Raw genomic sequence first — 24,019 nt, 5'->3', positions numbered from 1 at the left:
TTATTTTTCTTTAGTGATCTGTAATGGAATTTGAATATTGAAGGAGTGTCTCACATTATTCACATCAATAGTATCTGCTGCACATAACAAAGCAACAGGAGCTCCATTTTCCATAAAAACTTGTGGACGCTCTAAATGATTAAACTTGGTACGGGTACCATCTTCCCAAGTAACCGTTCTATCTGAAACTTCAAAATATTTTGCTTTGTCCCATTTAATTCCATCTTCAGATTCATAATGGACTAATGAGAATAAACGCTTATTTCCTTCATGCTTCATTCGTTTTACTATAGCGCGATATTTACCATCTTGGTACCAGATGTAAGGGTCTTCCGCAGGAAATGTTTCTCCTTCAAACACAAATATTGGATCAGGATACTTTTTAAAAGGTCCGGTTGGCGAATCTGCAATAGCCACCATATGTACTACAGGACCACCAGCAGGTAATTTAAATGCTTTCCCTACCGCCTTGTATACCATTAATATTTTGCCATCTGGCATTTCACATACAGATGGGTTCGAAGTCATCAAGGCATCATATGCCTTATCATCTCCATGTGTAATATCTAAAACAGGTGTGTCAAATCTTTTCCAAGGCCCGTTAGGACTATCAGCAACAGCAACTCCTATTCTTTGATTGTTTCTATGTTCCCAATTTAATTTAGGGTTTCCGGGAGTACTTACAATTTCTTTATTTCCAGTGTTACCCATATAATATAAGTAGTACTTGCCTTTAATTTTAAGAATGGTAGGGTTATGCGTAGTAGCTCCGTCCCAGTATTCTTTACCCCTATCACCCAAAGCCACATCTTGAAAAGAAAACGGTCCAAATGGACTAGTAGCCGTAGCATGCGCTATTTCAGAATAATTAACCCATTCCCAACCAATCTCTTTTGGCCATCTAGAGTAGAACATATGGTATAAGCCGTCTTCACCTTTGGTTAATGTACCTCCCCAAACACTTTTTCCTGCTTCTTCAAAGACAGAAGATTTAGATACTTTCCCTAATACAATCTTATAATTTTCTACCTTTTCTGATGCTTTCTGTTTTGGTTTTTGAGCACAAGACCCAAACAAGACAATGAATAATACTATGGAAACTTTATTTTTCATTTAAGGATTAATTTATTTTTTTAACAGGAGACCAATTGCTCAATCCGTTACTATCCTTTTTTTGTATTTGCAGGTAGTATGTACCACTTTCTTTAATGGGGATGGTCATCATCCCTTTAGTGTACGTTGTAATTTCCTGATTTAAGTTTAATGGCGAAGTTCCGTAACGTACGGTATACGCTTCATCATTTAATTCTCCAGAATAGCCAACCACAATACGATTATCTCGTATAAAAGCATCCCAAATAACAGGTGGTAATTCTTGCTCACTCCTTGTTAAGTTGACCATGACAGACTCAGATCCCTTACCATTTACTGCTATTAGGTCTGCTTTTACAGAAGAGTTGGGTAGACTATCAACAGTAATATAATTGGATATCGTTTTAGCAGTTGTAACCGTTTCGCCTTTTAAGTTTTGGTATTGTATAAAATATTCCTTTGCCCCTGCCATTTCTTCAAAATATACCCTGGCTGAATTTTTACCCCCAACTATTGCTGTAACTTTAGGAGCTACAGGTTTTTTTAGGTCAATATTTTTTTTAAACCGTGTGTACCCATTCGGGCTTAATAAAGCAATATGCATGGCTACAGCTTTTTTGTTTTTTACAGTTATAGGAATATCTCCTATCCACACACCATCTTCAGGAAATAACACAGGTAAATCTTGCGTTTGTCTAACACTTATTTCTCCTTCATCATTTATAAATTCCCAAACCATTTGATAGTCTTTCATGGTAAAACTAGGAAAGTCATTTCTTGCTCTTATAGGAATCGTTATTGTCGCTTTCCTTTTATGAAAGACAACATCAATCCCTTTTACAGGACTGGTTTCTTTTTGTAATCGAGAATAAAACTTTCGTTTTTGCCTCCATGCATTTACAATTCCCCATGTTCTATTTTCTTCCACATTGGTTCCTATGTATGCACTTCTGTAATCATTAAACGTCCATAATGAAGTTCCAATAACAAAATCATTCTGTCCCCTAAAGTTTTCGTTCCAAGTAGAATTTTCTTCTCTGTCCTCATCTAATGTAATCCCATTTAACTTTACGCCATATTCTGAAATAAAAACAGGTTTGTTAGGCCATTTGTTTCTAATACTAGAAATTACTTCTTGTGGTGTTCCTTGAAACGGATACAAATTATGCATTATGATATCTACATTAGAATTTGGATCTGTAGTTCTTGTTGCATCTTCACGCCCACCAGTATTGCTTACACAAGTCACTAACCTATGAGGATCTAAGACTCTCACATAATCCATCATCATTGTAGCATAGTCATAATGGTCATCCAATTCATTACCAACGCTCCACCCAATAATACTAGGGCTATTGCTATCTCTTTCTACCATTCCTTTAATCCATGATTTTATCAAAGGATATTCTGGAGCTGTAAATTCTGCATTATCCAAATCGCGAACATTGACTTCTTCAAACAGTAAAATTCCCTTTTCGTCGCAACGCTCAATCAATTTTTTATTCTGAGTTCCATGCATGATACGCATAAAGTTTGCTCCTGCATTTTTCATTAAATCTACATCTTGATCAATAAGCTCTGGGGGCTCTGAAGACCCCCAATAACGGTGATCACTAACTCTATTATAGCCTGACAACCGAACGGGCTCACCATTTAAAATCAAATTATCTTTGGTCAATGTTACTTTCCTAATCCCGAATCTATCTTTCAATTCATGTACTACTTTCTCGTTTTCTGAAATAGTACTTGCTATTTGGTATAAGTGCGGATTATCAAAATGCCAAAGCTCAACATCAGCTGAAGACAACTCACCAGTGAAAACAACTTCACTCATAGAATTTGCTGGTACTGTTACTTTTTGAATAAACTGTTTTACCTTAGTTTCATTTAAAATTTGACTACTCACCGTTAATGTTCTAGCCGTAGTACCACTATTCTCTATCTTAATTTTTAAATGTAACCCTGCTGTACCTGTTTTTAAATCTGGATCTGCATGTATGTATTGATGCTTAATGCGTACCTGATTATTTCTTACAAGGTTAACATCTCTAATAATACCACCCCAATTCCACGTAGCACCTACCAAAGCATTATTGTCAGTTTCAACAGCCAATACGTTATGGTTGTCTAAACTTATATTTTCCGTAACATCTATTTCGAAAGGCGTAAACCCGCCTTGATGTGTGCCGACAAACGCTCCATTTAAATACACTTTAGCTATATGGCAAACGCCATCAAATTTTAATCGAATTCTTTTTTGAGGAGAAGTTTGCCAAGCTGCAGGAGTTTCAAATGTTCTTCTATACCATGCCTTACCAGTGTAATTAGAGAATTCATTAATCATTCCGTAATGCCCAGGAACTTTCAAGTTATCCCATTGCGAATCATCAAAATCACTTAAAAAAATAGTCTTTTTCTCCAAATTAGCTTGCGCTATCTTTTCGTTGGATACAGGTCTAAATAATACAGCATCCGCAGATACACCCACACCGGCTATATCTGAAGTAATTTCTATAGCAGAGCGTTTATCTTTTTCAAAAGTAAAAATGCCTAAACTCAACCATTCGTCGCAACGTGTACGCTGATTAAAAAACTGTACATCTGTTCCATCAGTATGATGTATATTTATTTTTGTATTTAAATTTATAGCAAAAGGAAACCGCACAAAAGCCTCATAATATCCGGATGCAGGCAATTTGGGTACATATGATACACTGGCATCATCTTGTAAACTACTAAAGTGATGTTTTAAATATGATGCTCCATAAAACCGAGACTCCCTCTCTCCTACTGTAGAAACAACCCAATCTCCTTTAATTTCAATTTGATTTTTATCAGTATTATCAATAACTATGTCTTCTTCCTCAGCCTTGATATTATTGTAGTTTGATCCATCGCCATAAATAGCATTAAATTTCCAATTGCCATTTAAATCCAGTCTTTCTTCCCCAGCTTTCAAGCCTGTATTTTTCTGTGCATAGCCAAATACACCAACAAGAAAAAACAATAATAGATAGCTGTTTTTCATAATTACACACATAAAATTTCAAATATGGAAGCAGGTACATTTTTAGATGGATGAGATACTTCTATAACCAATTCCTTTGTTTTAATAGGAGTATCAAATCTGTAAGAATTGATAGTTTGATAGTTATCTTCTTTTTCTGCCAATACATTCCCGTGACTATCCTTTATAGTATAATTGCGTACACAAAACGGAGTAACATCTTCTGGATGTCCCATTAACGTAGATTCCATAGGATGATCATAATCCGTATCAAAGAAAATTTTAATTTCTTGCAGTGCTACTTCCTCTTTCCAAGATATGGTAAGCTTCGGGTTTTCATCTTCCAAATCTGCAACCCAAGCATTTGTTGCTCCCCAAGGTCGTACATACCCATTACCAATATTGGCAGCGTCAAATGCTGCTATTGCAGGGGAAATTTCCATAGCAATATTATGCCCTTCTGGTCTACGCTGGGGTATCCAAAACTCAAAAGTGTCAACTCCTAAACCTTCAGGCGGAGTTTGTTTTCCGTTATTAGAAACTGCCTTATTCACCCCATTAAAAACGGATAGCACCCCGGAATAGCGCTTGGTAGAATTCTTTAAATTTATCTTTTCATTTTTCAAAAAGGTTACAAAAGCATACTGCATTTCATTCACACTTTCATTAAATGAAAAAGAAACATGTTGTTCTCCTTTTTTTAATTTAATCATCGAAGTTTCTAAAAGTACATCTGGTGTATAACTTTTAGCATTTGCTGAGCTTCGTAGCTGCACATCTAAATTGGTATCTTCATCAGCATTGACACATACGGTAAATTCATATTTTGTATGTGCTGTTAACGGGAGCAATTGAGCAGCGGCAGTGCCTAAATTTGTCCACCCACCGTCAAACGGGATTTTACTTAAATTCAACTCTGAAGATGCAGAAACGGCACCAGAAGTAATCAAATTTGATGATAATTTAATGGGAATATCAGGAATACTCTGTCCGTTAATATTCAACTTATTCTGTAATAATTCTAAATACTTTTCATCAAGAACCTCTTTTGGTAGTATATTGTTTTTGGAACATACAGCTGCGGCCATACCTACTGCCTGCGCACAGAAACCCGTTGTAGCCATTACTCTGGTAGAGCCAAATGCTACATGTGTTGCGCTAATAATTCTACCTGCATAAAAAAGATTATCAATATCCTTACTTACAAAAGAACGATACGGAATTTGATAAATGCCTTTAGAGTGCCATTGCGTACACCCAGAAAGCTTACTATAAACACCATCTGCAGGGTGTAAATCTATTGCCCAGCCCCCAAAAGCAATGGCATCATAAAACGTTTTTTGTTCAATTACATCTTGTTGCTTTATCATATACAACCCATCAAAACGCCTACTTTCACGTTTGCCCGGTACTGTACCTACCCATTCAAGTGTATGGTTATCTACATCATCAAATTCACCAGAATTTTTAATATAATCCCATACACCATATATGACTTTCCACAGTTCATATTTTATTTCTTCGGAATCGTGAATGGTATCTTTTCTACCTCCATATTCAAACCACCAAAACCTACACCCTTTATCATCTTTACCAATTGATTTATACCTTGGTATTTCGGTAATATCTTTAAGTGCAAAAGCAGGAGGTCTATAGGTTACAGGATGATTCTCTCGTTTACTATAAAAGTACATAGAGTGCCCAAGTAACTCTCCATATGCTGTATCTGGAGCAAATAACTCGCCAAATTCTTCTTTAGTTTCAGCACCCATTCTAAAAGACGCACCTGCTTTAAAAGCAACAATACCATCGCCAGAAGCATCACAAAATAAGGGTGCATTAACAATATAGGTAGTTGAATTTTGAGAATTAAATGCTGTTACAGATTTGATGTTGCTATCATTAGATTTCTCAACATCATAGACACTAGTGTTAAGTAATAATGTGATGTTGGTTTCGTTCAAAATTTTTTCTAATAAAACCGTATCAAAAATTACCGCGTTACCTTCTTTATTACGATACATATTCTCAACTAGAATTTCATCAATAACGCCTCCTTCACGAGCCCAACGATTATTGTTGCCCATATGCGAAGTAGCGCCTAAAATCCATAGTCTAACTTCAGAAGAAGCATTACCCCCCAATACTGGTCGATCTTGAATAAGTACCGTTTTTATGCCTTCTCTCGCAGCAGTTATTGCCGCACATACTCCCGCTATTCCACCACCAATGATGACAAAATCAGTAGAAATTTCAAGGGTCTTATTTCTTCTTTCTTTAGTGCTGTATTTTTCTACTAACATTTACTACCGATTATTTAAACTTTTATAAATAATAAAACAACCAAGAATACTCACAAGTAAACCCATTGAACCTACCAATAGCGCACCTGATTCTGCAATGAACGAAAGCACCAATATTATTAATCCTGTAGCTGCTACTCCAATGCCAATAACACGGGCACCTTTTTTATTGTCTTCACTAGTATCGTCAATAACGACACCAGACTTATGCTTCATTTTCTCTAAGTAAACCGTGTACTGATTATTGCCTTTTTGTTGATAAGAAAAATAGAGTTCAAAAATGACCAGTAAAACTATAGGTACACCAACCCCAAGACCCATTTCAGTAGCTCTATCTAATTTTAAATAAAATACCGCCGGACTTAAAAATTTAAAAAACGCATTAATAGAAAGAGAAATCAGGGTAACAGAAAGTATACTTGCACCAGTTTGTTTTTGAGAGAACAATGCCCAAATTGGTGGCAAGAACATAGCACCACCAGTAAGTGCGGCCAATGTCATCACCACCTCTACTATTCCCCCAAAATAAGGTACCATTAAAGCAATGAGAATGGTAATAACACCTAGTATAATAGTTGCCAGTTTACCTACCTTCACCAAACTTTCATCACTTGTTTTAGGTCTAAAATGTTTGTAAACATCATTAGCCAAAACGCCTGCAGAAATATTCAAAGTGGTATTTACAGAACTTGATGTTGCAAAAATCATTCCCCCAAGCATTAAGCCCAGCATACCAACAGGCAATACCTCTTTGCACATTAATAGATAAGCACCCTCATTGGCTAAGCCACTTAATTCCGGATTTAGAATGCGATATATCATTGGTGGTAACATCCAAACTAAAGGGCTAACCGCATACAGGGCAGCAAAAAGCCATCCTACTTTTTTGGCATCTTTTGGTGTAGCTACACTAGTGTAACGTTGTACATAAGCCCAATTACCTGCTATGAAAAATAAATTATACAAGCCGAAAGCAACTAAAAACAAAGGCGAATACTCTTCATTTACGAACTGAAAAAAATTATCTGGAGCTTTGTCAATGAAATTATCGATACCTCCAATTTTATCAAAAGAAAGGGGTACTACAATTAATACCACAGCGGTTAAAACAACAAATTGAAGCACATCTGTAACTATAACAGCCCATAAGCCGCCTACAGAAGTATAGATAAGAATTAAAATACCCAAACCAATTATACTTGTTGTAATAGGTATTGAAGTAGAAACCTCTACAATTTTTGCCACAGGATATAAAAATGCTCCCATGGTGAAAATAGAAATCAACAAAAATAGGTAGGTATAGTTTCTTTGTGTTTTATACCCAAGCCGATCTGTTATAAACTCAGCAGCCGTCATGGCTTTTGTTTTTTGCCATTTTGGTGCAATAACAAAACCAATAATAATTCCAGATATGCACATGGTCCATTGAATGGATATTGCCACCCACCCACTTTGGTAGGCAATTGCTCCCCAGACCACGAAAGTACCGGCAGAGAAGAAACTCATGAATAATGACAGTCCGCTCATCCACCAAGGCAATGCGCCCCCGGCAGAAAAATAAGACTTCATGTTCTTACCTGATTTGGAAAAACTGATTCCGCAGACAAAAATAAGAGCAACAAAAATTAATATTACCGAAATATCGATATTCCCCATAACTAGAAATAGATTGATTGTTAAAGTAGATTAAAACTTTATATTTTTTAATCCATCTTGAGAAATAAGCCTTCGGAAACGTTACCGAAACACATTTTATTTCCGGAAACGTTTCCGAAATTTGCCGAAACATTAATATTTTGGTAACATTACCACATGAAACACGTTACCATAAAAGACGTCGCAAAAAAATTAAACGTTTCTATTTCTACAGTATCCAGAGCTTTCAACGATAAGTACGATATTAATGAAGAAACCAAAAAATTAATTCTCAAAACCGCAAAAGAATTAGGCTACAGACCAAACCCAATCGCTAGAAAATTAAGTCAGCAGCGTTCTTTCAATATTGGTATTGTTGTACCTGAATTTAGTACCAATTTTTTTCCTGAAGTAATGCTCGGAGCCCAACAAATATTGCACGAAAAGGGGTATCAAGTACTGATAATGCAGTCTAACTATTCATGGGAAATTGAGAGAAAAAATGTTGAAACTTTGGTAGATAACATGGTCGATGGACTAATTGTTTCGTTAACATCAGAAATAGATAATAATGAATACTACACCAGTTTATTAAAATCTGATATACCTATTGTTTTCTTTAATAGAGCTGTGGACGAAATCAAAGCATCAAAAGTGCTTTTTGATGATTATAAATGGGCACTTTTTGCTACCGAGCATTTAATTGTACAAGGGTACAATGATATTGTTCACTTAACGGGCACCATAAATTTGACCCTAACAAAAAACAGACAAAGAGGTTTTGAAGATGCCCATAAAAAACACAAACGCCCAGTAGGTAAAATAATTTCATGTGGTTTTAAAATGGAAGATGGTGAACGAATAGCTCAAAAAATGATTGATAATAATACCATACCTAGGGCTATTTTTGCAGCAAATGATTCTTGTGCTATTGGCGCCATGACAGTTTTTAAAAAGCATGGTTATCAAATTCCCAATGATATTGCCATTGTTGGTTTTACAGAATCATCTCTTGCAAAGCATACAGCACCTTCATTAACATCTGTTGAGCAGCCTACACATGATATTGGGCAAACAGCAGCTAAATTATTATTAGATCAAATTAATAATAAAGGAATATTTGTACCACAAACTATCATACTTAATGGACGATTGAATATTAGAGAATCTTCAGTTATCATAAAATAGAAAAATCATAACACTTCTAGTTACGTTCTGATTTTCAATTACTTACATTCAAACCAAATTCCTCAGAATTTAAAAATAAATCATATATGGTAGTATTCTACTAATCCATTACCCTCTTCCCATTTATCAATTGATATATTTATTTTTTTAAAGAATAGCCAATTACATGTTTTGAGAACTATATGTTTTTGGTCGGTTAAAAGAATACGATAAATGAAAAAAACATTTCTTCTTACTATACTTTTTTTTGGTTTTACAATAAGCTCCTATGCGCAAATGAATATTCTGTTCATAGAATCTGATGATCAGAGCAATCAAGCCTTAGGTGCGTATGGTAACCCAGCAATGATCACGCCTAATATTGATAGACTGGCAAAAGAAGGTTCGTCATTTACGGCTGCATACAACATGGGGTGCTGGTCTCCTGCAGTTTGTATTCCAAGTAGAACAATGCTTATCTACGGCAAATATCTATGGGAATCTCAAGAAATAAATAAGCAAAATGCCCCAAAGTCATTGCCAGAGAAATTACATGATAGTGGCTATTATACTTTTATGACAGGTAAGTGGCATGCCATGGGAAAAAATGTAAAAGAAATTTTCGATGAAACCGGAAGCATACAGCCTGGTCAGTTAAAAACCTATAATTCGCCTGCAGGTCACATTACCGATATTACGGCAAGTGAAGCAGTTTCCTTTGTGAAGACTTACAAGAACGACAAGCCATTTTTTGCTTATGTAGCTTTTAATGCACCACATGTACCAAGACAGACCAAGCAAAAATATTATGATTTGTATCCTGCAGATAACATAAAATTACCAGCTAGTTTTTCTGATAAAATGCCTCTAAACAAAAATGTAAAATACCAATATGCGCCAGACCCGTTAAGAATTAAAAAAATGCAGCAACGTGTACAGCAAAACAATGCAATGGTAACACATATGGATGCACACATTGGCGACATTATACAGGCCCTAAAAGATAAAAACATTTATGACAATACGATTATTGTTTTTACTTCTGACCACGGTATTAATTTTGGCGAAAACGGAGTCGCAGGTAAGGTTTGTCTCTATGAACCCAGTGTTACCGCTCCATTAATTATTAAAGCTCCCTCGGCAAAGCCAAACACCAAAATTACATCTCGTGTGTATTTACAAGATGTAGTACCTACCCTATTTGATTTAATTGATTTAGAAACAACCGACACTATAGATTTTGAAAGTTTAGTTCCACTCTTAGCTGAAGATAAAGAAACCAGATCATCTATTTATTTGGCGATGTTCGATGATCAACGAGGCATCATTTCAAAAAATAAAAAACTGATTGTTTATCCAAAAACAGGAAATCTAGAATTATATGATTTGACCGATGATCCTTGGGAAACAAAGAACTTAAGTACTAAAAAGATATCAAAATCTACCATAACCTATCTTTTGACTCAACTTAAAGAATGGCAATTGAAAACTTTAGACAAAACAGATTTAAGCGACATCTATTTAAAATTCAGCATATAGAATGAAACACATATTACTGCTATTATTATTTTTTACCATTACCATAAATGCCAAGGACTATAATGTTTTAGACTATGGAGCAAAGGCTGATGGTATAACTTTAGATACCAAGGCGGTACAAAAAGCTATCGACCTATGTACTAAAGAAGGTGGCGGAAAAGTAATTATACCTTCTGGTAAAACAGTATTGATCGGCACCATTTATCTGAAAGACTTCGTAACACTTTATATTGAAAATGGAGCTATTTTATTAGGAAGCCCTAACTACGAAGATTATACCACCGACACCCACAAAAACACCTATAAAAACGAACCACATATGGATCGTTGTTTAATTTTCGCAAACGATGCAAAGTCATTCTCTATCGAAGGGAAAGGAACAATCGATGCTAACGGTCACCAAGAAAACTTTACCAAAGCAAAAGGAGGAAGACCTATGATGATGCGCTTTCTTAATTGCAATGACATTCATTTGAAAGATATTACTTTGATAAATCCTGCGGCATGGACCTCTGCTTGGTTGTATTGCAATGAAATTGTTGTAGACGGTATTAAAATAACTAGCCGTGTCAACCATAACGGAGATGGATTAGATTTTGATGGATGTACCAATGTACGTGTTTCCAATTCTTCATTTGATACTAGTGATGACTCTATATGCCTACAAACATCAAGACCAGACAGACCGTGTAAAGATATTGTTATAACCAACTGTGTATTTACCAGTAAATGGGCTGCCATGCGTATTGGCTTGGCATCTAGAGGAGATTTTGAGTCGATAACGGTCAGTAATTGCACCTTTCATGACATTCAAGATTCGGGTTTAAAAATACAGATGAATGAAGGTGGGAAATGAAAAATATGATTTTCTCCAATATCATTATGAAGAATGTACCTAGACCTATTTTCATGACCTTTTGTCAACAACGCGCGGGCGTAGATTCGCCCATAGAAATGCTACCTATGAAAGCAATGCATGGTTTTTCATTTAACAATATGATTATAGACAATCGTGAACTAGATGAAAATTCAGTCATCTTTTTAACAGGAATGCCAGAACACTATATAACAGATATTCAATTGAACAATATTCAAATGACAGTAGCAGGTGGCGGTACCCAAGAAAATTCAGATAACAAAAACATTAAAGAATACACTTTAAAGACGCTTGATGGTTGGTGGCCCGAATTTAGTAAGGTAGGCACATTGCCCGCTTCAGGTATTTATGCCAGACATATTGATGGTTTATATATCAACAACTTTCAACTTACCACTATTTCTAGTGATAAACGCAAACCAATAGTTTTAGATGATGTTTTACATTTTAATCAAAAATCTACATTTCTAAATAAAAAAGAAATTACCTCAACCAAAATAATACAGCACTAGTTATGAAGTTTAAATCTATTGTTTTAATCATAATTATTGGACTTTCCACATATTTAAAAGCTCAAGAAAAACCCAATATAGTTTGGATCGTATCAGAAGATAACTCCAAACACTACATGAAGCTTTTTGATGAAAACGGTGTACCAACACCCAACATCGAAAAACTAGCTGAAAAAGGGGTTCAATTTAACAGAGCATTTTCAAATGCCGCTGTTTGCAGTGCTGCAAGGTCTAGTATTATTACAGGTGTTTTTGGTCCGAAACTAGCAACACATTACCATAGATCGGAGCAAAAAATATCGCTACCTAAAAATATAAAAATGTTCCCTGAATATCTACGTGATGCCGGATATTACACCACCAACAATGCGAAGGAAGATTACAATATCATAAAAAATGATAATGTATGGGATGATTCTTCTAATAAGGCAAGTTGGCGAAATCGTAAAAATGGACAACCATTTTTTCATGTATACAACATAGGAACTACACATGAAGGACAACTACATTTTTCTGAAATGGATATAAATTCTATTAAAACGGAAACCGATGTAGAGACAGTCTTTGTACAGCCCAATCATCCTCAAACAAAAATCTTTAAATACACCAATGCCTTTTATCGTGATCTAATCGTAAAAATGGATGGGCAAGTTGGTGAACTCATCAGCCAATTAAAAAATGATCATCTGCTAGAGAACACCGTTATTTTCTATTATGGAGATCACGGTGGAGTTTTACCAAATAGTAAAGGGTATTTAAAAGAAACAGGACTACATGTTCCCCTAGTAGTGTATGTTCCGAAAAAGTTCAAAAATTTATCTCCTTTTAGTGCCGGAACCTCAACAAACACTTTTGTTAGTTTTATCGATTTTAGTGCTACCGTATTACACTTAGCTGGTATAAATATTCCTAAAACTATAGATGGAACTCCTTTTTTAGGTGCAAATATCTCAAAATCTACCCTCCAGAATAATGAAACCTATGGCTATGCAGATAGGTTTGACGAAAAGTATGATATGGTTAGAAGCCTGCGTATAGACAACTTAAAATACATACGGAATTTTCAACCTTTTACTGTAAATGCCTTAATGAATGAATATAGATATAGACAATTGGCGTACAAGGAATGGAAAAACCTTTTCGACAATGGAAAACTGAACGAAATACAATCACAATTTTTTAAACCTAAAACTCCAGAAGAATTATATGATGTTGAAAATGATCCATATGAAACAATCAATCTTGCGAACAATCCTGAATATCAAAAAAGCTTAAAACAGCTTAGAAACAATCTGAATTCTTGGATGACATCTATGCCCGACCTGTCACTATATCCTGAAAATTATATTATTGATAAGGCTTTCAATAATCCTATTGAATTTGGACAAGCACATAAAACAGAAATTTCAAGATACTTGAAGATTGCTAATCTACAGGTAATACCTTTTCATAAAGCTCTACCTAAATTGAAAAAGTATTTAAAATCTACAGATGAATTAGATCGCTATTGGGCATTGATAACCTGTTCTAGTTTTGGTACACAAGCAGGTGCATTTTCGAATCAAATACAGCAAATAATGAAATCTGACCCTTTGTTGATCAATAGAATGCGCGCTGCAGAATTTTTAGGCATTACCGGGGCATTAGATAGCTCGAATTATTTAAAAGATATTTTGTATGCATCTACTAATAAAAAACAGGCGCTATTAATTCTAAATACCATTGTGCTACTAAAAGATTATTATCAGAAATACGAATTCAATATTGATAGCAAAAAATTAGATCAGGCTGTATTTGAAAACGAACTTATTCAAGAAAGAATCACCTATTTAAACAATTAGACCCTTATAAAAACCTTTAAAACCTATACGAATGAAATCAAAATATATCACATTAAAGCAACTGCTTTTTACAGGATTGTTTTTATCCGTCGGCACCATGGTTGCTCAAAAATCACCACACTTTAATGATGGTGAAGATCCTAAACCAACTACCCAAAAATGGAAAATCGTTAAAAATATGTCCGATGAATTTGAGGGCAAAAAGGTAGACGAGAAAAAATGGCAAATTTCAGGTCAAGGTTGGATCGGTAGAGCGCCAGGCTTATTTCAATCAGAAAATATAAAAGTGGAAGATGGAGGCTTAAAAATAACTACAAAACTATTACCGCAACCAGTAATAAAACAAGGTAAAGAATACACCCACGGCGGCGGTTATGTTGGTTCTAAAAATGGTATGACCTATGGCTACTATGAATGCGAAATGAAAGCAAATAAAACCTTCATGTCCTCAACTTTTTGGCTCATAAACGAGTCTAAAGAATTAGAAGGTTGTGATAAAAGAACTACAGAGTTAGATATTCAAGAAAGTGTTGGTCAAATTACTAATGATGCCGAGTGGATGAAAAATTTTGATCAATCTATGAATTCAAATACACACAGCAGAAACATTCCAGAAGGCTGTGAGTATAAAAAAGGCTCCAATAAATCTGGAGCACAGCTTGGCAGAAAAGTGTATGATGATTTTCATGTATATGGTGTATGGTGGAAATCTAAAGATGAAGTACAGTTCTTTTTAGATGGTAAATTTCTTGCAAAAGTAACCCCTCCTGCAGATTATGACATTGAAATGTATTTAAGAATGGTGGTAGAAACGTACAACTGGAATCCGGTACCAGAAGATGGCGGAATGAGCGGTACTGAAGAAGAAAGAACGACTACTTACAATTGGGTAAGATCATGGGAATTAGTAGAAAGTAAATAAACTACACCCCATAGTAATTAAATCATAATTCTATTTATGCTGTAAAAACATTACAGTCAATTCATTAAAAATGTAGGATAGATAATATAGAAGAGGTTTATAAAAATAAAGAAATGCCTTTAATAGACAATTTTAGAACAACGAACAGAAACACTAATTAAAGATTAAATACTATGAAAATACACGCTCCCTTTATCGCTTTGTTTTTTTTAATTGTGTGTAGCGCAAGCGCACAATCTTTCCCCTATGACTTACCTAAAGAAAAACCATCTATACCGTTAAGTACTTCAATGGAGCGTAATTATGATAGTTATCTAGCACCAGAACCAAAATATAATGAACTTTATTCCCAGTTTAAATATACCGAATTAAAAGGCTTAGACTATAATAATCATGATGGTACTATTAGTAGAAGAGATCCTTCTAAAGTGATTTTTGAAAACGGAAAATATTATGTTTGGTATACCTATCGAAATACCGTTACCTCACCCAAAGGTGCAGCATCTGCAACAGAAACAATCCCTTCTGCCGATTGGGATTTGGCTGAAATCTGGTATGCAACGAGCCAAGATGGCTTTACTTGGAAAGAGCAAGGTGTTGCTATACCTAGACCTCCAAAACCTAATTTAGGCCACCGTTCCGTATCAACAGCCGACATTCTTAAATGGAAAGGCAAATACTATATGTATTACCAAGGTTTTAGTGAGCCTAGTGGAACAAGAGGTGATGATTGCCCCGTTCTAATGTCATATGCTACTTCACCAGATGGACCTTGGACCGCCACCAACAAAATTGTTATCCCTAATGGAGCAAAAGATACGTGGGATCAATACTCTATTCATGACCCCTATCCACTGGTCTATAAAGGCAAGATTTACTTGTACTATAAATCTGATTTTGTAGGCAGACCAAACTTAGTACGTATGCAAGGTCTAGCTACTGCCGAAGATCCTCTTGGCCCGTTTACTAAAAATCCATTAAACCCAGTATTGAATTCTGGGCACGAGACTACCCTTTTTCCTTTTAAAACCGGTATTGCGGCCCTAAGTATAAGAGATGGAAATGAACACAATACCATACAATATTCAGAAGACGGCATCAATTTTAATATTGCAGCTATTACAGAATTAATGCCAGATGCAGCAGGTCCTTTTATTCCTGATGCTTTTACAGATACAAAAAATGGCAGAGGTATTACTTGGGGTATATCACATTTTACAAGGGTAAATGGCTGGGAAACAAATCACGCTATTTTAACTCGATTTGATTGTGATTTGAGCTTAGATATAGATGATCAAGGCATGAAAAAAGCGCATGTCTACCACAGTCCCGAATTTTATTATAAGCAGGGCTTAAACAAAGAGCAGCAAGAACGTATTCGTTTGGAAAATGAAGCATTAAAAGAAAAAGAGTAATGACAAAATTTAAATATCTCGTCGCTAGCTTCTTTGTTCTCATACAGCATTTGGTCATTGGGCAAACCTCAAGCGCCAAATCAGAAATACAATACCTATCGGGTACCGGAAAAGATACTACTGTAGATTGGCAATTCTATTGCTCTGAAGGAATGAACAGTGGTGTCTGGACCACCATTGGCGTACCCTCTTGCTGGGAACAAAAAGGTTTTGGAGGCTACAATTATGGGCAAGATAATCTTGCTACACGCCATAAAGAATTCGGTCTTTATAAACATGAATTTCTGGCTACTGAAGAATGGGAAAATAAAACGATCGAGATTGTTTTTGAAGGTGTCATGACCGACGCCGAAGTGAAAATTAATGGAAAGTTAGCAGGGGAGATTCACCAAGGTGCTTTTTATGAATTCAAATATGACATAACAGACCTATTAAAGTTTGGAGAATCTAATTTATTAGAAGTTAAAGTCAATAAAGTTTCGGCAAATGAATCTATCAATCATGCCGAACGAAAAGCAGATTTTTGGGTTTTTGGCGGAATATTTAGACCTGTATATTTAAAAATTTCTCCGAAAGAACATATAGAACGGGTTGCCATAGATTCACAGGCAGATGGTAGCATTAATGCCGATATTTTCTCTTCATCAAGAAAGGTTAAATCTATAAACATGTTTCTATCTGACTTGGATAATAACAAAATTCAAGATTTAGTTATAACCGAAAATAATCAAGAAGAAGGAAAATGGCATGTAACTACAACAGCAAATGACATTAAAACTTGGAATCCTGAAAAGCCGAACCTTTATCTATTAACTATTGAGGTCTTAGACGCAATGAAAAAAGTGCTCCATACCACCAGCAATCGTATTGGTTTTAGAACGGTTGAAGTTCGCGAACGCGATGGAATATATGTTAACGGAAAACAAATTAAATTTAAAGGGGTAAACAGGCATTCTTTTCACCCTTCATCAGGTAGAACTACTTCTAAAACTCTGAGTATTGAGCATATTAAAATGATGAAAGATATGAACATGAACGCGGTACGCATGTCTCATTACCCGCCCGATGTTCATTTTTTAAATGCCTGTGATTCTTTGGGGCTATTTGTTATTGACGAAGTCTGTACCTGGCATTCGCCACATTTAGATACGAAAGTTGGAGAAAAAATAGTGAAAGAAACTGTGGTTAGAGATGTTAACCACCCCTCTATTTTATTATGGGCAAATGGAAATGAAACAGGGTGGAATACCGATTTAGATGATGATTATGCCCTGTGGGATATTCAAAAAAGAGAAGTCATTCACCCATGGAATATCTTCAACAAAACGAATACGCTACATTATTTTCAATATCATGCATTAGCCAATGACGCCTATTCGAAAGATAAAATACTTTTCCCTACAGAATTTTTACATGGCTTATATGACGGTGGGCATGGTGCAGGCTTGGACGATTACTGGGATAAAATGTGGAACATGCCACTTTCTGCAGGAGGTTTTCTTTGGGATTTTGCAGATGAAGCCATCGTTCGTACCGATAAAAATAACACGCTTGACACGGATGGCAACCATGCTGCCGATGGCATTGTAGGCCCATATGGAGAAAAAGAAGCCAGTTATTTCACCATAAAAGAAGTTTGGTCACCTATATATATTGAAGATCGATACATAACACCAAACTTTAATGGAACTTTCAAGATTGAAAATAGGTATCATTTTACGAATTTGAATGAAATTAAAATGACCGCAAAATGGGTTCAATTTAATGGTCCTGATGAAAACGATTATTGTAAGATACTCTCCGAATCAATAATTGAATTACCTGCTTTAGATCCGAATACTAAGGGAACGTTTTCGGTTACCAAACCAGACAATTGGCAATCGGCCGATGCACTTTATCTGACTGCTGTAGATGCTAAAGGCATGGAAATATTTACTTGGAGCTATCCCGTAAAAACACCCAAAGCACTAAATTCTGCCTATATAAATTCTTCTGAAAAAAGTAAACTCAAGAAAACCATAAAAGATAATAGTATTGCCGTAGAAGCCAATGGCATTCACTATACATTTTCAGCAAAGACGGGTTTATTAAAAGAGGTCATCAAGAACGGAAAAGTGATTCCTTTTAATAACGGACCCATCATTTTAGCACAGTATGATAGCATAATCTCGGTAGCTGTTAAAAGCTTAAAAAACAGTATAGAGATTACGACTATTTTTGAGCTAAAAGATAAATCACCTGCATGGGCAAGTCACAAAGAATTATCGTCAGACATCATCAAATGGACCATTCATTCTAACGGTTTACTTGATTTGGCCGTAGATTTTAAAGCCAAGAGAGTTATAACAGGATACAAGGGCATTTCATTCTCTTTTCCTGAGTCTGAGGTAAGTGGTATGAAATGGTTGGGCGATGGTCCGTATCGGGTTTGGAGAAATAGAATGAAAGGTACCCAATTTAAGGTTTGGGAGAATGATTACAACAATACCATCACAGGTGAAACCGAATATGTTTATCCTGAATTTAAAGGGTTTTTCTCCAGCTTATATTGGGTGAAAGTTAAAGGGAAAAATGACAATGGTTTTACCGTCTATTGCAACTCTGAATACACATTTCTACGTATGCTAACTCCCGAAAATCCATCAGAAGACCCTAACAAAAGAGTAAGTATTGAATATCCTGAAGGTGACATTTCTTTTGTAAAAAACATACCTGGTATTGGCACCAAATTTCAAAAACCAGATACTATGGGTCCACAGGGAAATTCTGAAAATTATTTTGGTAATTCAGACGAACCCATACAAATAGCATTGACTTTTGAATTTTAAAAAAACAAAAATGCACGTAGCTAAGTTTTTAATGGTTTCAACTTTTATCCTCCTGGTTGGCTGTAAAACTGACAAGAAAATTACATATAAACCTGTTTTTGAATCTTTAAAAAACCACGATGCCGCACCAGAATGGTTTCAAGACTCTAAATTAGGTATCTATTTTCATTGGGGACCATACAGCGTACCAGCATATGGTAGTGCATGGTATCCTCATAACATGTATAAAGACCAGGGAGATATTCGTAAACATCATGAAAAGACTTATGGTTGTATTCATGACTTCGGATACGAAGATTTCATACCCATGTTTAAAGCAGTACATTTTGATCCAGAAGATTGGGCCGACTTGTTTGAAATGGCAGGTGCTAAATTCGCTGGCCCTGTAGCACAACATCATGATGGCTTTGCCATGTGGGATAGTGACGTAAACCCATGGAATGTAGCAGATATGGGGCCGAAAAGAGATATACTCGGTGAACTATTTACCTCTTTAGAGAAAAGAAACATGAAAACCATTGCCACTTTTCATCATGCTAGAAATGGGCAACGAAATGCTCATAACCCTGAGGCTTGGAAAACAGCATATGATAGTCATTATGTATATCATCCTGATCTACCGACCGCCACTACAGACCCAAAATTGCGTAAACTGTTCGGAAATTTTGATACCATAGAAGAATTCAATCAATATTGGTTAGATCAAGTAAATGAAGTCGTTGACAAATACCATCCAGATATTCTATGGTATGACTCTTGGCTGAATTTAATTCCTGAAGATAAAAGAATGGAAATGGCTGCACATCATTTTAATAATGGGCTAAAACAAAACAAAGAAGTAGTTACAGCACATAAACAAGATGATCTACCCTTAGACTATAGCGTGCTAGATTTTGAACAAGGAGGAAGAAGAGATATACACCCTTTGCCTTGGTTAACAGATATTACCTTGGGTGAAAGTAAATGGATGTATGTTGAAGGGCATCCGTACAAAACAGCTGATTTAGTCATTAGAAATATGATCGATGTTTGGAGTAAAAATGGAATTGTATTACTAAACGTTTCTCCAAGAGCGGATGGGGTCATCAATCAAGAACAAAGATACATTCTAAAAGAAATTGGCGCTTGGCTAAAAATACATGGTGAAGCTGTTTATGGTACCAGAACACATACCATTTTTGGCTATGGCCCTGCGAAAGCGGTAGATGGCTCTCACGGTGGCCAATCATCCAAAATAAAATACACCGCAGATGACGTACGTTTTACCATTGCGAAAGATAAAAAGGCGATGTACGTATTCTTTCTAGGCAAACCAGAAGCAGGAAAGAAAATAGAAATGCGCGCTATTGGCGGGTATCATAGAAACATACCTCCTACCCCAATAAAAAACGTACGCTTATTAGGTTCTGATATTTCTGTGGATTGGGAACTTACTTCAGAGAGTTTTTATTTAACCATGCCCAATGCTAAAATGAACGATTTAGCCACAGTTTTTAAATTTGAATTAGAGTAACAATTAAAAAAACACAAATACTAATAAAATTATAGTGTTTGTGTTTTTTTAATGGATTACAAATCTTGAGTTTAATCTACATGAGCATCAATATTACCCCCAATATTATTTTCTTTATACCCTTCTAACACAACTTTAAAAGCATGTGCATAATTAGAAGGTAATTTAGAAGGAGTTTTTATAACCAAACCTCTATCGTCTTTTACCCAATTGATTTTTTCGTTACTTCCTAAAAGAGTAATATTCTTTATTTTGGAATTTAATACTCCTATTTCGGTAGATAATGACTTTACTATAATCTCATTTGTGGGTGTATCTAACACAATAATGTAAAACTCTTTATCAGATTTTTTGGTGAATCTAATATCTGTGCTCTTATATTCTATTTTAAATTTTTCAACTTTATGCCCACCCTCTGGTAAACGCGTTGGTCCTTCTCCAAAAATAGTCCATGGTCGGGTTGCGTAAATAGCATCACCGTTAATCGCTAACCACTCACCCATATTTATTAATAAATCTTGCATCTCTTGAGGAATAGACCCATCTGGATTTGGAGGAACGTTCAAAAGCATCAATCCATTTTTAGAAACAATATCCACCAAAATATCAACAAGTTCATTTGGTGTTTTAAACTTTGCATTAGGTCTATAAAACCAAGCACCAGGTGAAGTATCAGTTAACCATGTTGGCGATTTTGGCTGGTTAGGTCTACCACGTTCATAATCTTTAATTGCCACTGTTTCCGGAAACGTTGATTCTTTATAAGAAACCACCACCTCTTTGTTCCATTCTAGCCCTTTATTGTAGTAATACGCCAAGAATTTTAACCTTGTTTCTTCATTCATATTTTCTAACCACCAATCGAACCAAATTAAATCTGGCTGATACACATCAATATATTCTTTAAGTTTTGCCCACCAATCTGCATAGAATTGATCATCGGGAGTTTCTGAATTCAACTCATGCGGATTGGTATATAAATCATAATCTTCTGGAGCCACGCCACCATGTTTATGTGCGGGAGCATAATATTGCCACGTAAAAGCATGATGAAAAGATGCCATGAATTTTAAACCTGTTGCTTCTATTTCTTTCTTTAGTTCTGCCGATGGGTCAATACCACCATAGTTTTTAGAATTCCATCTAGTACTCTTACTATCCCACATTGCAAAATTATCATGATGCATGGCAACAGGCCCTGCAAATTTAGCTCCCGATTTTACAAACAGCTCTGCCCATTGTTTTGCATCAAAAGCCGATGGATCAAATTGCTCTATAATATATTTGTAGCCATACTTTTTAGGATTTCCATATTTTTTTGAATGATGTACAAAGTTAGAAGTAGGTTTACCACTTTTAGTAGGTACTTTTTTACCATCTTCATACATTTTCATGCCATGCCAACCTGCGTAGAATGTATCAGGATCTGAGCCTTCAAATGCTGAAGAAACGGGACCCCAATGGGCATAAATGCCAAATTTGGCATCTTGAAACCAATTAGGACTAGCATTCACTTTTTCTAAAGATTGCCAGCTCTCTTCGAACATCTGACTCTTGTTATCTTCTATTTTATTGCTTTGTTGACCATAACCAATGGTGAACATCAAAGCCAAGACTAATGTTAATTTTACTTTTTTCATATTTAAAAATTGAATTATGGTTGGTACGTTATCAAAACTGCTTATTGAATTAGATAGATCACCAAGTTTAATAGTATCTAACACTTAAATTTTTGTATGGTTACCACTAGATCGAAATGTATTGTAAGCATTAAAAAGCTCTGCAACCTTTTCCTTATAATTAGGTTTGTCTACTAAATTGAATTTTTCATTTTCTTCAGCATTATCTTTCAAATTAAATAATGCTAAGGGCTTCCTTGTATTGTCGGTTTTATCTTTTTTATCGAAAGCAATTATCAATTTATAACCATCTTTAACAATCATAGCTTCTCGACTAGTACCTGATTGATTAATTAGATATGGATGTACCTCACTTGACGTTTGCCCTAATAACGTAGGTAATAAATTAGCCGAATCGTTCGCTTGGTTTTCTTCAACTTCTTGGTTCGTAATTGCAGCAAGAGTTCCTAAAACATCAAGACCTAAAACAGGTGTATTAGAAATAGAGCCTGGTTTAATTTTACCTGCCCAAGAAGCAATAAATGGCACTCGTTGACCACCTTCATAAGGTTGATTTTTACCACCACGATAAATATCATTAGATTGGTGCCCAGAGGCCATGGTTTCCTTCCTTTGGAGACCACCATTATCAGAAGTAAAAATGATTAATGTATTCTCGTAAATACCTTTCTTTTTAAGCGACTTTATTAGCATCGCCATTTGTATATCTAGTTCTTTAACCAAATCTAAATGGTGCGATGGTGTCGTTTCCGCTATTTTAATATTATTAAGTTCTTTAGTAGGTGTATGTGGCAAATGCACCGCTAGAGAGCAGTAATACATAAAGAAGGGTTGATCTTCATTAGTATTCTCTATATAATCTATTGCCTTATTTACTAGCAGTGGCCCCATGTTATGAGGATCCCAAGCAGTGTCACCTAAACCTTCGTCTTTATCAAGCTTGACATCGAGTTTGGTCATTTTCTCTTGAGAAATGTAACCTATTTCAGAATCCTCACTTAAAGGCATCCACTTTTCATTTTCATAAACTGCGTAGGGCACGTTCTGAATTCCGGCAGGGAAGGTCAAACTATAATCAAATCCGTTTTGCAGTGGACCTTTACCCGCTATTTGTCGTACATCTACATCAAGCTCCACACGTTTACGAGGCCCTTCATGTATTTGTGTTGAATCTCCTTTTTTATAGAAGTCCATTCCAAATCCCCATTTGCCTAAAAAAGCAGTTTGGTAACCAGCGTTTTTCATCAACTTACCTAAGGTCAATTGATCAGGTTCAATAGGAGAAGGTTGGTATGCGCCCCAAACACCCCAAGGCGCATAGCTTCGGTAACAATTATTACCCGTCATTATAGCGTAACGCGAAGGTGCGCAAAGTGCGGCAGGTGAGTGTGCATCTGTAAAAACCATACCTTCTTTAGCCAATTGATCTAAGCCAGGGGTTTCAACTATAATTTCATTGGAATGCATTCTTCTATAATACGAGACATCGCCTACACCTATATCATCGGCCAAAACAACAATAACATTTGGCTTTTCTTGAGCCGATAAAAATGCAGTTATTGCAAAAAGGCAACCTGTAGTAAAATTTTTCATTCAATTATTTTATAGAATTATTACTAGAACAGCAATGCACTCAAAAATAATTCAATAGCCCCCTTTAGTTAATAACGTATGATTTTGAAACTAGAACGGATGATTTTAGGGGCTAAAAATCAGCGTATTTTGCAG

The 24,019-nt window shown here is 35.6% G+C and carries 15 protein-coding genes; 9 read left to right on the top strand and 6 right to left on the bottom strand.

Annotation, left to right across the window (positions count from 1 at the left end):
* Genes BUC31_RS08320 through BUC31_RS08305 form a run of 4 tightly spaced genes read right to left on the bottom strand, consistent with a single transcriptional unit; the run spans window position 1 to window position 7,971 of the window.
* Entirely contained in the window at window positions 1-1,113 is a 1,113-nt protein-coding gene (locus tag BUC31_RS08320) for a glycoside hydrolase family protein (protein WP_073242969.1), read from the bottom strand.
* Between the two features lie 7 nt (window positions 1,114-1,120).
* Window positions 1,121-4,120, bottom strand: a complete 3,000-nt coding sequence (locus BUC31_RS08315) for a glycoside hydrolase family 2 TIM barrel-domain containing protein (RefSeq protein WP_170861936.1) — start codon at window positions 4,118-4,120, stop codon at window positions 1,121-1,123.
* A gap of 2 nt (window positions 4,121-4,122) precedes the next feature.
* Complete coding sequence (locus BUC31_RS08310) at window positions 4,123-6,402, bottom strand: FAD-dependent oxidoreductase (protein ID WP_073242967.1); 2,280 nt, start codon at window positions 6,400-6,402, stop codon at window positions 4,123-4,125.
* Window positions 6,403-6,405: 3 nt separating this feature from the next.
* Complete coding sequence (locus tag BUC31_RS08305; RefSeq protein ID WP_244534022.1) at window positions 6,406-7,971, bottom strand: sodium:solute symporter family protein; 1,566 nt, start codon at window positions 7,969-7,971, stop codon at window positions 6,406-6,408.
* Window positions 7,972-8,214: 243 nt separating this feature from the next.
* Here BUC31_RS08305 and BUC31_RS08300 point away from each other — a divergent pair, with 243 nt between their 5' ends.
* The 9 genes from BUC31_RS08300 to BUC31_RS08265 all read left to right on the top strand — a co-directional run bounded on the left by BUC31_RS08300 (window position 8,215) and on the right by BUC31_RS08265 (window position 20,651).
* The gene (locus BUC31_RS08300; RefSeq protein WP_073242963.1) at window positions 8,215-9,225 is read left to right on the top strand and encodes a LacI family DNA-binding transcriptional regulator; all 1,011 of its coding nucleotides are present in this window, start codon (window positions 8,215-8,217) and stop codon (window positions 9,223-9,225) included.
* Window positions 9,226-9,438: 213 nt separating this feature from the next.
* Window positions 9,439-10,743 carry a sulfatase-like hydrolase/transferase gene (locus BUC31_RS08295; RefSeq protein ID WP_073242961.1) on the top strand — a complete coding sequence of 435 codons (1,305 nt, stop codon included), beginning with the start codon at window positions 9,439-9,441 and terminating at the stop codon, window positions 10,741-10,743.
* A 1-nt stretch (window position 10,744) separates the two neighbouring features.
* Window positions 10,745-11,599 (top strand): glycoside hydrolase family 28 protein, encoded by an 855-nt coding sequence (locus tag BUC31_RS20520; RefSeq protein WP_244534021.1) that lies wholly within the window; start codon window positions 10,745-10,747, stop codon window positions 11,597-11,599.
* Window positions 11,596-12,132: a glycoside hydrolase family protein gene (locus tag BUC31_RS20515; RefSeq protein ID WP_244534020.1), complete on the top strand. Its 537-nt coding sequence runs from the start codon at window positions 11,596-11,598 to the stop codon at window positions 12,130-12,132. Before BUC31_RS20520 ends, BUC31_RS20515 begins: the two co-directional genes overlap by 4 nt.
* 2 nt (window positions 12,133-12,134) lie before the next feature.
* A complete protein-coding gene (locus BUC31_RS08285) occupies window positions 12,135-13,973 on the top strand; it encodes a sulfatase family protein (protein ID WP_073242959.1) in 1,839 nt (612 codons plus the stop codon).
* Window positions 13,974-14,004: 31 nt separating this feature from the next.
* On the top strand, window positions 14,005-14,895 hold the full coding sequence (locus BUC31_RS08280) for a family 16 glycosylhydrolase (RefSeq protein WP_073242957.1): 891 nt from the start codon (window positions 14,005-14,007) through the stop codon (window positions 14,893-14,895).
* 173 nt (window positions 14,896-15,068) lie between these two features.
* Window positions 15,069-16,310 (top strand): glycoside hydrolase family 117 protein, encoded by a 1,242-nt coding sequence (locus tag BUC31_RS08275; RefSeq protein WP_073242955.1) that lies wholly within the window; start codon window positions 15,069-15,071, stop codon window positions 16,308-16,310.
* Complete coding sequence (locus BUC31_RS08270) at window positions 16,310-19,138, top strand: glycoside hydrolase family 2 TIM barrel-domain containing protein (protein ID WP_073242953.1); 2,829 nt, start codon at window positions 16,310-16,312, stop codon at window positions 19,136-19,138. The genes BUC31_RS08275 and BUC31_RS08270 overlap by 1 nt, the downstream gene beginning before the upstream one ends.
* 10 nt (window positions 19,139-19,148) lie before the next feature.
* Window positions 19,149-20,651 (top strand): alpha-L-fucosidase, encoded by a 1,503-nt coding sequence (locus BUC31_RS08265; protein ID WP_073243827.1) that lies wholly within the window; start codon window positions 19,149-19,151, stop codon window positions 20,649-20,651.
* Window positions 20,652-20,722: 71 nt separating this feature from the next.
* Here the strand turns inward: BUC31_RS08265 and BUC31_RS08260 are convergent, their stop codons facing one another.
* Together BUC31_RS08260 and BUC31_RS08255 are read right to left on the bottom strand one after the other, a co-directional pair.
* On the bottom strand, window positions 20,723-22,291 hold the full coding sequence (locus BUC31_RS08260) for an alpha-L-fucosidase (protein WP_073243826.1): 1,569 nt from the start codon (window positions 22,289-22,291) through the stop codon (window positions 20,723-20,725).
* Window positions 22,292-22,375: 84 nt separating this feature from the next.
* Complete coding sequence (locus tag BUC31_RS08255; RefSeq protein WP_073242951.1) at window positions 22,376-23,884, bottom strand: sulfatase family protein; 1,509 nt, start codon at window positions 23,882-23,884, stop codon at window positions 22,376-22,378.
* Window positions 23,885-24,019: the final 135 nt, after the last annotated feature.

This window comes from Maribacter aquivivus (assembly GCF_900142175.1).
Taxonomy (GTDB): Bacteria; Bacteroidota; Bacteroidia; order Flavobacteriales; family Flavobacteriaceae; genus Maribacter; species Maribacter aquivivus.
Note: the sequence above shows the minus strand (reverse complement) of the source record. Positions and strands in the feature narration are given on the sequence as shown.

Coding starts and splice junctions, on each gene's coding strand:
- BUC31_RS08270 (WP_073242953.1), top strand. CDS start 16,310: ATGACAAAATTTAAATATCTCGTCGCTAGCTTCTTTGTTCTCATACAG.
- BUC31_RS08305 (WP_244534022.1), bottom strand. CDS start 7,971: ATGAAGTCTTATTTTTCTGCCGGGGGCGCATTGCCTTGGTGGATGAGC.
- BUC31_RS08300 (WP_073242963.1), top strand. CDS start 8,215: ATGAAACACGTTACCATAAAAGACGTCGCAAAAAAATTAAACGTTTCT.
- BUC31_RS08285 (WP_073242959.1), top strand. CDS start 12,135: ATGAAGTTTAAATCTATTGTTTTAATCATAATTATTGGACTTTCCACA.
- BUC31_RS08320 (WP_073242969.1), bottom strand. CDS start 1,113: ATGAAAAATAAAGTTTCCATAGTATTATTCATTGTCTTGTTTGGGTCT.
- BUC31_RS08255 (WP_073242951.1), bottom strand. CDS start 23,884: ATGAAAAATTTTACTACAGGTTGCCTTTTTGCAATAACTGCATTTTTA.
- BUC31_RS08275 (WP_073242955.1), top strand. CDS start 15,069: ATGAAAATACACGCTCCCTTTATCGCTTTGTTTTTTTTAATTGTGTGT.
- BUC31_RS08315 (WP_170861936.1), bottom strand. CDS start 4,120: ATGAAAAACAGCTATCTATTATTGTTTTTTCTTGTTGGTGTATTTGGC.
- BUC31_RS08310 (WP_073242967.1), bottom strand. CDS start 6,402: ATGTTAGTAGAAAAATACAGCACTAAAGAAAGAAGAAATAAGACCCTT.
- BUC31_RS08265 (WP_073243827.1), top strand. CDS start 19,149: ATGCACGTAGCTAAGTTTTTAATGGTTTCAACTTTTATCCTCCTGGTT.
- BUC31_RS20515 (WP_244534020.1), top strand. CDS start 11,596: ATGAAAAATATGATTTTCTCCAATATCATTATGAAGAATGTACCTAGA.
- BUC31_RS08280 (WP_073242957.1), top strand. CDS start 14,005: ATGAAATCAAAATATATCACATTAAAGCAACTGCTTTTTACAGGATTG.
- BUC31_RS08260 (WP_073243826.1), bottom strand. CDS start 22,291: ATGAAAAAAGTAAAATTAACATTAGTCTTGGCTTTGATGTTCACCATT.
- BUC31_RS08295 (WP_073242961.1), top strand. CDS start 9,439: ATGAAAAAAACATTTCTTCTTACTATACTTTTTTTTGGTTTTACAATA.
- BUC31_RS20520 (WP_244534021.1), top strand. CDS start 10,745: ATGAAACACATATTACTGCTATTATTATTTTTTACCATTACCATAAAT.